Here is a 10,985-nt window from a genome sequence, read left to right as displayed (position 1 = left end):
ACGGCCTGCCCGCCGACCCTTTCATTGATGTGGTCGGGGCTTGGGCGCTCAGCCGAACAGCTTGTCGTAGAGCAAGGTGCCCCAGGTCAGGCCAGCGAAGATCAGGCTGATCATCACCGCCGCCGAGCCCATGTCCTTGGCGCGCCCGGACAGTTCATGGAATTCCGGGCCGATGCGGTCAATCGCGGATTCCACCGCCGAGTTGAGCAGTTCGACCATCAGCACGATCAGCGTGGAGCCGACCAGCAGCAGCCACTCGACATGCGAGTCGCCGATCCACCAGGCAAACGGCAGCAGCAAGGCGCACAGCACGATCTCCTGGCGGAAGGCCTCTTCGTTGCTCCAGGCGGCCTTGAGGCCCTTGAGCGAGTAACGCGCGGAATGCTTGAGGTGGGTCAAGCCGGTATGCCGTGATTTCATCTTCGGGTCTCTTACAGAAGCAGCACGGAGGCTGCAAAGGCCGATCTTTCAATCGGACGACGTCTGCCAGCAACACGCCTCGGGAGAGCTCGCAGCACACCGGCCAGTGACAGCGCAGCGCTGCCTGCACGATTTTCACGACCAAAGGCTACCCGAGACCTCATCGACGGGCGTGCTCTAATACCGCCAGGCGCTCGATGACGGCGGCGATGATAGCAAAGCACGCGCTGAAGCGGCATTGCCGATCCCGTCCTCCAACAACAACAAATCAACGCCGGGAACTGCCCATGCCTTCGCTATCACACGACACACGCCAGACGCTCAGCCGCGGACTGGCGCGCAACTTCCTCGGCCAGTCGCCACGCTGGTACAAGCAGCTGATGTGCCTGTTTCTGATCACCAATCCGCTGCTGCTGTGGTTCAGCGGTCCGCAAGGTGGCGTGATCGTCGGCTGGCTGCTGCTGGGGGAGTTCATCTTCACGCTGGCGATGGCGCTCAAGTGCTATCCCCTCCAGCCAGGCGGTCTGCTGGCGCTGGAGGCCGTCGTCATCGGCATGGCCTCGCCGGAGGCCATCATGCAGGAGATGGAGCGCAACCTGCCGGTGATCCTGCTGCTGATGTTCATGGTGGCCGGCATCTACTTCATGAAGCCGCTGCTGCTGTATGCCTTCACCAAGATCATCCTCGGCGTGCGCTCCAAGACCTGGCTGTCGCTGATGTTCTGTCTCTCCAGCGCCCTGCTGTCCGCCTTTCTCGATGCCTTGACGGTGACGGCGGTGATCATCGGCATCGCGGTGGGCTTCTACTCCGTCTACCACAAGGTGGCCTCGGGCAAGCATTTCGATACCCAGCATGACCATGCCAACGATGTCAGCGTCGAGGCCGTGCACAGCGAAGACCTCGAGGATTTCCGCGGCTTTCTGCGCTCGCTGCTGATGCATGGCGCGGTGGGGACCGCCTTGGGAGGCGTCAGCACCATGATCGGCGAGCCGCAGAATCTGGTGATCGCCAAGGCCGCCGAATGGGACTTCATCGACTTCTTCCTCGCCATGGCGCCGGTCACCGTGCCGACCTTCTTCGCCGGCCTCGCCCTGTGCGTGCTGCTGGAGCGTGGCCGCTGGTTCGGCTACGGCCAGCGCCTGCCCGCCAGCGTACGACGCATTCTCGAGGATTATGACCATCATCAGGATTCACGGCGCACGCCGCGGGAGCGCGCCGCGCTGATCGTGCAGGCCGTGGTGGCCGTACTGCTGGTCCTGGCGCTGGCACTGCACATGGCTGAGGTTGGGCTGATCGGGTTGGCGGTGATCATCCTGCTGACCGCCGGCAACGGCATCACTGATGAGCATCAGATCGGCCGCGCCTTCCAGGAATCGCTGCCCTTCACCTCGCTGCTGGTGGTGTTCTTCACCATCGTCGCGGTCATCCACGAGCAGCATCTGTTCCAGCCGTTCATCCAGTGGGTACTGAGTCTGCCCATCGAGGAACAGGCCGGCGCGCTGTTTCTGGCCAACGGGCTGCTCTCGGCCATCTCGGACAATGTCTTCGTGGCCACGGTGTACATCACCCAGGTCAAGAACGAGTTCGTGGCCGGCAATATCAGCCGCGAACACTTCCATGCGCTGGCGGTCGCGGTGAACACCGGCACCAACCTGCCCAGCGTTGCGACCCCCAACGGCCAGGCGGCGTTCCTCTTTCTGCTCACCTCCGCCATCGCGCCACTGGTCAGGCTCTCCTACGGGCGCATGGTGTGGATGGCGCTGCCCTACACGGTGCTGATGACGCTGGTCGGGCTGGCCACCGTGCGCAGCTTCATCTAGTCAGCGCCTCCTGTTACCGGGGCCAGCCGCACCTCCGGCTGGCCCCGGTTGCGTCAGTCTCATCCCAATGTCGATATCGCGAGGCTTCCCCACAGCGTCGCTTGCAGGCACTGTGAGATGACGCGTCTCGATCAGACGCCGTGACACCCTTCAAGCAGGAAGACCGCCAACACCCACGCCATCCACAAGGAGACAGCCATGTCCCGCGCACTGATGCTGCACGAAGAGACACCTCGCGCCCGAGTCGTCGACCTTTCCGATGATCAGCTACCTGACCTGCCTGTCACGGTGGCCATCGAGCGTTCCGGACTCAACTACAAGGACGCGCTGGCCATCACCGGCCGTGGCAAGATCGTTCGCGAGCTGCCCTTCGTGCCGGGCATCGATTTCGCGGGTCGCGTCGAGGCCTCCGACTCGCCGGACTATCAGCCGGGCGATGAGGTCCTCCTGACCGGCTGGGGCGTGGGCGAGCGCCATTGGGGCGGCCTGGCCGAGCGCATGCGCGTCAAGCCCGAGTGGCTGGTCAAGCGTCCTGCCAATCTGAGCGCCGAGCAGGCCATGGCCTTCGGCACCGCCGGCCTGACCGCCATGCTGTGCGTGATGCGTCTAGAGGAAGCCGGCCTGACGCCCGAGCAGGGCCCGGTGATCGTCACCGGCGCCACCGGCGGGGTCGGAAGCTGGGCCGTGCAGATGCTGGCCGGGCAAGGCTTCGAGGTTCACGCGGTCAGCGGCAAGGCCGAGCAACGCGAATGGCTCGAGTCACTGGGCGCGAGCGAAGTCCATCTGCGCAGTGATTTCGAGGACAAGGGCCGTCCGCTGGAAAAGAGCCGCTGGGCAGGCGCCGTGGATACCGCCGGTGGCCAGGTGCTGGCCAATCTGCTGGCGCAGATGAATTACGATGGCAAGGTGGCGGCCGTGGGCCTCGCGGCGGGCGCCGACCTGCCCACCAGCGTGATGCCGTTCATCCTGCGCGGTGTCTCGTTGCTGGGCGTCGATAGCGTCATGATCAATGCCGAACGCCGTCAAAAGGTCTGGCAGCGTCTGGCCGACCTGCCGGACGAGATGCACACCCAGATGCAGCTCGAGACGGTCGGCTTGGATGGCCTCGCCGAACGCGCCGAGGCGATGATCGACGGACGCGTCAGCGGTCGTGTGCTGCTCGACCCGACGCGCTGAAGACACTCGACGCACGACCCGCGACGGAAAATTTGCCCTCGCAGCGCCAAAAACGCTTCAAGTCCTTGATTGTTGCGGTGCAATAGCGATTTTGGCGTTAGCCAACGCCGTCACACAACGCTATGCTCTTGTTATCTCGTTGCGCCCTGTCGAGCGTCCCGAGTGCCCTCCCCTCAGCCATGCCGGGCGTGTGGAGGACCACCCCGCCTTCGGGCGGGGTTTTTTGTGTCTGTCATTCAGGCCATGAACACGAAAGCCCCGCCGATTGGCGGGGCTTTCGTGTCATGCGCTCGCGATCAGCAGCTCAGTTGCGCTCGATCATCGCGGTCAGGTCCTCAGCGACCGGGTCCAGCACCTGCGGCCAGGACAGATAAGGCACCGCCGCCCGGCCATTGACCATCACCGCGAAGGCGCCCCAGCGGCCACTTTGCGTGCGGAAGTATCCCGAGATGGCGCGCACCGGCACCGGGTTGTTGAGCGTGCCCGTCTTGACCATCACGTGATTGCGGAAGGTCTCGCTGCCACGGCGGATGAAGCGCATCGGGCCATTGACCGGTGCCTGCAGGCCCGCCACGAAGGTGGGGAACAGCGCCGGGCGGTGATACATGCTGTCGAGCAACGCCACCAGCCCACTGACGCTGGTGCGGTTCTGTGAGGTCAGGCCGCTGCCGGAATACATCGTCAGCGGGCCGTGCCCGGGAATCGCGCTGGCGAAGGTCTCGAGCTTGGCGCCGCCCTGGCGCAAGGTGGCCTGACTGCCGCCGACCAGCGCCAGCGTCAGCTGGTCCGCCATGAAGTTGTTGGAGTAGTTGAGCATGCGCGTCAGCAACTCCTGCATCGGCTTGCCTTCGACGCTACCGAGCTGCGCGGCGCTGGAGGGCGGCGCCGTCGAGGTGATGTCCACCCCGCCGGTCACCGTGATCCCGGCGCGCGCCAGGATGTCGCGCATCAGCTCACCGGTGTACAGCGCAGGATTGGAGACGGCGCGGTAGATGCTGCGCGGCTGGCTGTCGGCGGCGATGGTGCCGGTGATGACCAGCGTATCGCGACCGTTGCTGGTGGTGCGCCGGGCATTGATGGCGCTCTTGCCCCCCGCGCCGACCGTGGTGACCTGGTTGTCGAAGATCTCGGTGGGCTGGGTGGTGTCGCAGCTGGCCAGTCGCGCCGGCGCCTGACTGCCCACACCCGGCATCACCTTCACGCACCAGCTGGCATAGTTGCTGGCCGCGGACGACAGCAGCGCATCATAGGCATTGCTGGAACGCCGCGAGGCATTGCAGCGATCGGTACTGATGCAGGGCACCGGCCCGAAACGCCACTGGCTGATCAACAGGCGCCCTTCGACGCGGCGGATGCCCCGAAAACGCAGCTCCTCGGTCAGACGCCACAGCTCTTCACTGGTCAGCGCCGGGTCGCCGCTGCCCTCGAGCACCAGATCACCGGTCAAGACGCCGCCGCTGATCGTGCCCGTGCTGCGCAGACGCGTGGAGAAACGGTACTGCGGGCCGAAACGGTCCAGCGCCGCACCGGCGATATAGAGCTTGGACAGCGAAGCCGGCGTCAGTTGCTGGTCGGGATTGACCGAGGCCAGCGTCTCGCCGGTATCGAGCATGCGCGCCTGGGCACTGACGATGAAGCCCTTGTCAGTCAGTCGCGTCAGGTTGTCAAAGCCCGCCGCCTGCGCCGGGCCCGCCACGACAAGCGTCGCACCGGCCGCCATGGCCAGTCGGCGCAGCGAGCGCGTGAAACGCAGCGACTTGCCCGCTGCTGCGGGGCGCGCTGCCTTCAGCAAGGGCAACAGGGGAGACAGTCGGGAGGGTCGCGCAGAGGTCGGTGCAGTGCGAAATAGGGGCATGAGGCATCCAGTGACGTCGTCGGTGAGCATCCATGTCACAGCCGGGAGGCGCCGTGATGCCCCTAGCTTAATGAGGACTGGCGCTGGAAAACAGATGCAGGACAGCGACACCGCCCACGATCATCGCCAACCCCAGGATGGCCGGCAGGTCCGGCATCTCGCGATAGACCACCGCACCGAACACGGTGACCAGCACGATGCCGAGCCCGGACCACACCGCATAGGTCACGCCCAGCGGCAGGTCACGCAGTACCAGCGTCAGGAAATAGAAGGCGATGCCGTAGCCCACCACCACGATCACGCTGGGGCCGAGTCGCGAAAAGGACTCGGAGGCCTTGAGCGCGCTGGTCGCGATGACCTCCGCCAGTATGGCCACTGCCAGGAAGACATAACTCATCGAATCACCTCGTATTGTGGGGGGCCAGCTGCTGCTCACGCGCGGCCTTGCGCGCCAGCAGACGACTCATCACGGCATCGAACAGCGGATTGAAGATCATGGCCCAGACCAGGAAGAAGGCAACGAAGCCCAGATCCAGCAGCAATGCCTGCCACAGTCCCAGGTCGAGCCAGGCGGCCACGATGAAGACGGTCACCAATACCAGGCCGAGCTCGAAGCCGAGTGCCTGAGCGATGCGCTGGGTCGCGCTGCGCTGGCGGGTCGGCACCCAGCGATCGAACATCCAGTTCCAGACCGTACTCCATATCACCGCCAGTGTGGACATCACCACCGCCAGGCTGCCCATGCTCGCCAGGTCATGCCCCGTGACCAGTGCCGACAGCGGCGCCACGAGCAGGATGCCGCCCAATTCCAGCAATCCTGCCTGGGCCAGACGTTCTTTCTTGGAACGCATGTCATACCTCCTCTCGATCACCGCGTGTGATGCCGGATGGGCTGAACGACGCGGATGGAGGAGGCATTCTAGAGAGATACAAGATGGTTTAAAGTTGGCATCCATCTATTATTCAGATAGATCAAGGCACGAGGCGAGGCAATGAACTGGACACTGGAGCAACTGCAGACACTGCGCTGCGTGGCGGAGACGGGCTCGTTCTCGGCGGCGGCGCGGCGTCTGGGTCGCGCGCAGTCCGCGGTCAGCACCGCCATCGCCAATCTGGAGCTGGACCTGGGCTGCGAGCTGTTCGATCGCGGCCCTCGCACGCCGGTGCTGACGCCCGCGGGCGAGGCCATGCTGCATGAAGCCAACAGCGTGCTGATGCAATGCCAGCGCCTGGAAGCACGCGCCCGCACCCTCAGCCAGGGGCTGGAAGCCAGCCTGACGTTAGCGATCGATGAGGCGCTGGTAGAAATGCCGCCGGTGATGGCGGTGCTGGAAAAGATGGCGGTGCAATACCCGACGCTGACGCTGAATCTGCTCAATGGCGCGCAGGATGAGGTGGCCCGCTGGGTGGAGCAGCACCAGGCCAATCTCGGCATCCTGTTCTATCAGCCACTGGGTGTCATGGCGCTGGAGCGCGAGGCGCTGGGGCGACTGGAGCAGGTGCTGATCGTGGCACGCGATCACCCGCTGGCGCAGCTCGAGAGCCCGACCCACAGCGATCTGGCCGATCACCGCCAGCTGATGATCGGCCAACGCCAGCAGCTGGAACCCGGCCACGAGGGGCCGCGTTCACAGCGCTTCTGGCAGCTCAACAGCTTCTATGCCATGGCTGAGCTGACGACGCGCGGGCTGGGCTGGGCACAGGTTCCGCGCCATATCGCCCACTACCCGCCCTTCCAGCAGCGCCTGAAGATTCTGGACCTGAGCGCGCTGGGCGCCACCGCCGACATCGATATCGAACTGATCTCGCGCCGCGACAGCCCTCGCGGCCCCGCGGCCAGCTGGCTGCGCCAGTCACTGCGCGACACCTTCCACAACAGCCACGCCGCTATCGCCAACCAGAACCTGCCACCGGCGTGATTCGTGTCAGACCTGCAGCGGGTAGCGCTCGGGCGTGTGTTCAAGCTGGCATTCGAGTCGCCACAGCGCCTGGCCAGACTCGTGATACTTGCGCTCGAAGTGCGTCAGATAATCGCCCTGCGGCTCGAAGGCGTGCGCCGTCACCTCGACACCGGTGGCATGCCCGATGGCCTGGGCGAATTCCCGGGCGTAGATCTCCCAGTTGGTGCGCAGCTCAAGCTGACCGCCCAGCGCCATGATGATCGGAAACACCGGGTGGCCCTGCCAGCGCATCTTGAGATGGCGCGCCTTGGGATAAGGATTGGGGTACAGCAGGGTGTGATGCGCAGGTGCCCAGCCCGCGGCGAGCGCCAGGCGCCAGAAGTCGACGAGGTCTGCGCGCACCAGCAAGGCGTTGTCCGGCAGCTCGCCATGCTTGCGGCTGAGGCGGTCTTCGCTGCGATCCACGCCGATGACGGCATGGTCCGGATGCGCCAATGCCAGCTGACGGGTCGATCGCCCGACGCCGCAGCCACTGTCCAGCCACAGGGGCTTCGCCTGAGCCGACAACCACTGTTGCGCTTGCAGGAACGCTTCGCGGGTATGCTCCGCCACGGGTTTGCGCAGCGGATGCGCCATCGCACGGCGCACGCGACGCTCGATATCCTCGTGGGGGCCGGTCTGGGGAGAATCGATCTGGCGGGAGTTGGCGTACATCAGCAGTTCCGATAGCAACGGGCAGGAAAATCACGCGCGGAGTCTAGCAGATGCGCCTGCATCGGGCTGCGCCATATGGCGTACAGCCCATCCGGGGACGGCGGCGCAGGAAGGCCTGGACACAAAAAAAGGCGCCTGCCTCGCGGCACGCGCCTACACCAACTCAAACAGCCACGACAGAATGGCAGCTTGCGATTCGAAAATCAAACAAACGTTTAATCACGATCATCCCGTGCCATGACGAATGCAAAAACAGGCCAGTGGGACTCGCGCTGAGCGCAGAGATATCGCACAGTGTTCGCAGCAAGCGCTCGCTGGCGCGCCCGCGTAGAGGCGGGGGTGCATGACGCCTGTATTGAGGGGGTGTTATCATCCGCCCATCATTTGGACGAATATCCGCAGAGGTATCGCCCAGACCAACGACTCACAGTATTTTTACGAGGAAAGCGGCTTGTCACACTTACCGGTGATCGTCGGCATGGGCGGCGTCAATGCCGCCGGCAGAACTTCGGGCCATCAGGCGTTCCGACGCACGGTGCTCGACTCCCTGCCGGAGACAGACCGTCAAGAGACCCTGCTGGGTCTCGCGTCGCTCATGAACCTCGCCCGCTGCGATGATCAGGGCCAATGGTTCGATGCCGAAGGCCAGCCCGCCGAGGCTCAGGCGCTTGCGGAGCGTCTGGCAGACCAGGTGCTGTCCCATACCCTGATTCGTCGCATTGAAGACGAGCGCTTCAACGCGACCGGCATTCCTGCCAATCGTCAGTCAAAGCTGACGCTGGGCCAGGACTTGACCTTCACGCTGCGCAGCCGCCAGCTGCCGGAACAGCCGCCCGCTGACTGGCAGATCCGCGAGCTGGACAACCGTCATGTCGAAGTCACGGTACCGGCCGGCGAATTCGATGTCCTGCTGCCCGATCATCGTCAGGCGCTGGTGCGCGCCGCGGGCCAGCTGCCCAGCGGCTTCGCGCCGGAGCAGCTCTATCGCAGCGTGCATCACCCGCGCGGCCTATCGATGACCATCTTCGGTGCCAGCGATTGCCTCGGCGACAGCGGCCTGGACTGGGATGCGCTGCGTGATAGCCTCGATCCGGACGATATTGCCGTCTACGCCGGCAACTCCATCGGCCAGATGGACGCCGAAGGCTGGGGCGGACTGATGAAGTCCTTCGTGGCCGGTGAGCGCGCCACCTCCAAGCAGATGCCGTTGGGCTATGCCCAGATGCCCGCCGACTTCCTCAATGCCTATGTGCTGGGCAATGTCGGCGGCGCCGGTGCGGCGATGGGCGCCTGCGCAAGCTTCCTCTACAACCTGAAGCTGGGCCTGAACGACATCCGCAGCGGCCGTCGCCGCGTGGTGATGGTCGGCACCGCCGATGCGCCGATCACGCCGGAAGTCATCGAGGGCTTCCGCAGCATGGGCGCCCTGGCCGATGACGAGAGCCTCAAGGCCCTCGACGCGCTGGAAGTGCTCACCGACAGCGATTATCAGAAGGCCTGTCGCCCGTTCGCACGCAACTGTGGCTTCACCATCGCGGAAGCGACCCAGTTCGTGATCCTGATGGCGGATGATCTGGCGCTGGACACCGGCGCTCGCATCATCGGCAGCGTGCCGGACGTGTTCGTCAATGCCGACGGTTGGAAGCGCTCCATCTCGGCACCCGGCGTCGGCAACTACATCACCCTGAGCAAGGCGGTGGCACTGGCGCGCGATATCGTCGGCGATGAAGGCGTGCGCCAGCGCAGCTTCGTGCACGCCCATGCCACCTCCACGCCGAAGAACCGCACCACCGAATCCCACGTGCTCAATGAAGTGGCTCGCGCCAACGACATCCAGGCCTGGCCTGTGGTGGCGGTAAAATCCTTCGTCGGCCACAGCCAGGGCAGTGCCGCGGGCGATCAAGCGGTATCGGCGCTCGGCAGCATGGCGACCGGCATCCTGCCGGGTATCCCGACGCTGGATGCCATCGCCGATGACGTGCATCACAGCCACCTCGACATCCGCCGCGAGGCGCGCGAGTTCACCGCAGACGTCGCCTTCATCAATGCCAAGGGCTTCGGTGGCAACAACGCCAGTGGCGTGGTGCTGTCGGCAGACGTCACGCTGAAGTTGCTGGCGGCGCGGCATGGTGAGGAGGCACTGGCTGCCTGGCGTGAGCGCAGCTGTCTCTGCGAGCAGCGTCGCGCCGACTATCTGGACAAGGCACAGCGCGGCGAATTCACGCCGACCTATCGCTTCGGTGAAGGCGTGCTCGAAGGTCCGGAGCTGGAGATCACGGATCGCGAGATCCGCATCCCCGGCTATGCGAAGCCCGTCTCGCTCAAGGTCGACAACCCCTTCGGTTCGCTGTAAGCCAGGCTCGCTGCAAGACCGGCTGGCTACCCCTCCCGGGTTGCGCACTCGCTGACGAATCCCCTCCCGCGACTGGCAAGCCGCGCGAGGGGTTCTACACTCGGCGTACCGGGGGAGCCGGCGGCGCGACAGCCACTGCGCCCCGGCCTTCTGCGGCTCCTCATCCTTCGTCGTCCACTGCAGCCGGTCACCAGGCTGACCCGCTGCCGACAGAGCTCGAGTTCGTCATGCCCAAGAACATTGCCGTCTATCCCGGCACCTTCGACCCGATCACCAATGGCCATACCGACCTGATCGAGCGCGGCGCCCGCCTGTTCGACAAGGTGGTGGTCGCGGTGGCTTACAGCCCCAGCAAACGCCCCGCGCTGCCGCTGGAGATGCGCATCGATCTGGCGCGCCGGATTCTGGCGCATCTCGACAATGTCGAGGTCATCGGTTTCAGCTGCCTGCTGACAGAGCTGCTTGAGCAGCAGAATGCGCGTATCATTCTGCGCGGCCTGCGTGCGGTCTCCGACTTCGAGTACGAACTGCAACTGGCCAACATGAACCGGGCCCAGGCACCGCACGTCGATAGCCTGTTCCTGACCCCGGAATTACAGAACTCCTACATTTCATCGACCATCGTGCGCGAGATATCGCGTCATGGCGGTGATGTGTCGCGTCTGGTGCATCCGCTGGTGGCCGAGACCCTCGCCCGGCATTTCTCCGCTACCGACGACGACACCGCCACAAGCTGAGGACAGCAT

Annotated in this window: 10 protein-coding genes; 5 read left to right on the top strand and 5 right to left on the bottom strand. The window is 64.8% G+C overall.

Annotated elements, in window-relative coordinates:
* Nucleotides 1-48: 48 nt before the first annotated feature.
* Complete coding sequence (locus R2R70_RS17240) at nt 49-420, bottom strand: diacylglycerol kinase (RefSeq protein WP_043334615.1); 372 nt, start codon at nt 418-420, stop codon at nt 49-51.
* A 287-nt stretch (nt 421-707) separates the two neighbouring features.
* Here R2R70_RS17240 and nhaB point away from each other — a divergent pair, with 287 nt between their 5' ends.
* On the top strand, nt 708-2,240 hold the full coding sequence (nhaB, locus tag R2R70_RS17235) for a sodium/proton antiporter NhaB (RefSeq protein WP_043334613.1): 1,533 nt from the start codon (nt 708-710) through the stop codon (nt 2,238-2,240).
* 198 nt (nt 2,241-2,438) lie between these two features.
* Complete coding sequence (locus tag R2R70_RS17230; protein WP_248380573.1) at nt 2,439-3,416, top strand: MDR family oxidoreductase; 978 nt, start codon at nt 2,439-2,441, stop codon at nt 3,414-3,416.
* Between the two features lie 304 nt (nt 3,417-3,720).
* Here R2R70_RS17230 and dacB read toward each other — a convergent pair whose 3' ends face one another.
* From dacB to R2R70_RS17215, 3 genes are all read right to left on the bottom strand, one after another.
* The gene (gene dacB, locus R2R70_RS17225) at nt 3,721-5,271 is read right to left on the bottom strand and encodes a D-alanyl-D-alanine carboxypeptidase/D-alanyl-D-alanine-endopeptidase (RefSeq protein WP_410978590.1); all 1,551 of its coding nucleotides are present in this window, start codon (nt 5,269-5,271) and stop codon (nt 3,721-3,723) included.
* 67 nt (nt 5,272-5,338) lie between these two features.
* Complete coding sequence (locus tag R2R70_RS17220) at nt 5,339-5,668, bottom strand: DMT family transporter (protein ID WP_043334608.1); 330 nt, start codon at nt 5,666-5,668, stop codon at nt 5,339-5,341.
* Between the two features lie 4 nt (nt 5,669-5,672).
* A complete protein-coding gene (locus R2R70_RS17215; protein WP_054557236.1) occupies nt 5,673-6,122 on the bottom strand; it encodes a PACE efflux transporter in 450 nt (149 codons plus the stop codon).
* A gap of 141 nt (nt 6,123-6,263) precedes the next feature.
* On the opposite strand from R2R70_RS17215, the gene R2R70_RS17210 reads away from it, so the two are divergent.
* Complete coding sequence (locus tag R2R70_RS17210) at nt 6,264-7,190, top strand: LysR family transcriptional regulator (RefSeq protein ID WP_107335951.1); 927 nt, start codon at nt 6,264-6,266, stop codon at nt 7,188-7,190.
* Between the two features lie 6 nt (nt 7,191-7,196).
* Here R2R70_RS17210 and trmB read toward each other — a convergent pair whose 3' ends face one another.
* The gene (gene trmB / locus R2R70_RS17205) at nt 7,197-7,886 is read right to left on the bottom strand and encodes a tRNA (guanine(46)-N(7))-methyltransferase TrmB (protein WP_054557238.1); all 690 of its coding nucleotides are present in this window, start codon (nt 7,884-7,886) and stop codon (nt 7,197-7,199) included.
* Nucleotides 7,887-8,364: 478 nt separating this feature from the next.
* Here trmB and R2R70_RS17200 point away from each other — a divergent pair, with 478 nt between their 5' ends.
* Together R2R70_RS17200 and coaD are read left to right on the top strand one after the other, a co-directional pair.
* Nucleotides 8,365-10,239 (top strand): beta-ketoacyl synthase, encoded by a 1,875-nt coding sequence (locus R2R70_RS17200; protein WP_410978605.1) that lies wholly within the window; start codon nt 8,365-8,367, stop codon nt 10,237-10,239.
* A 227-nt stretch (nt 10,240-10,466) separates the two neighbouring features.
* Nucleotides 10,467-10,976, top strand: coding sequence for a pantetheine-phosphate adenylyltransferase (gene coaD, locus R2R70_RS17195; protein ID WP_043334599.1), 510 nt, complete (start codon nt 10,467-10,469; stop codon nt 10,974-10,976).
* Nucleotides 10,977-10,985 lie beyond the last annotated feature (9 nt).

The organism is Cobetia sp. SIMBA_158 (assembly GCF_046566945.1).
In the GTDB taxonomy this organism is placed as follows: domain Bacteria; phylum Pseudomonadota; class Gammaproteobacteria; order Pseudomonadales; family Halomonadaceae; genus Cobetia; species Cobetia amphilecti.
The sequence above is the reverse complement of the archived record's forward strand: the minus strand, read 5'-3'. Positions and strand labels throughout refer to the sequence as shown.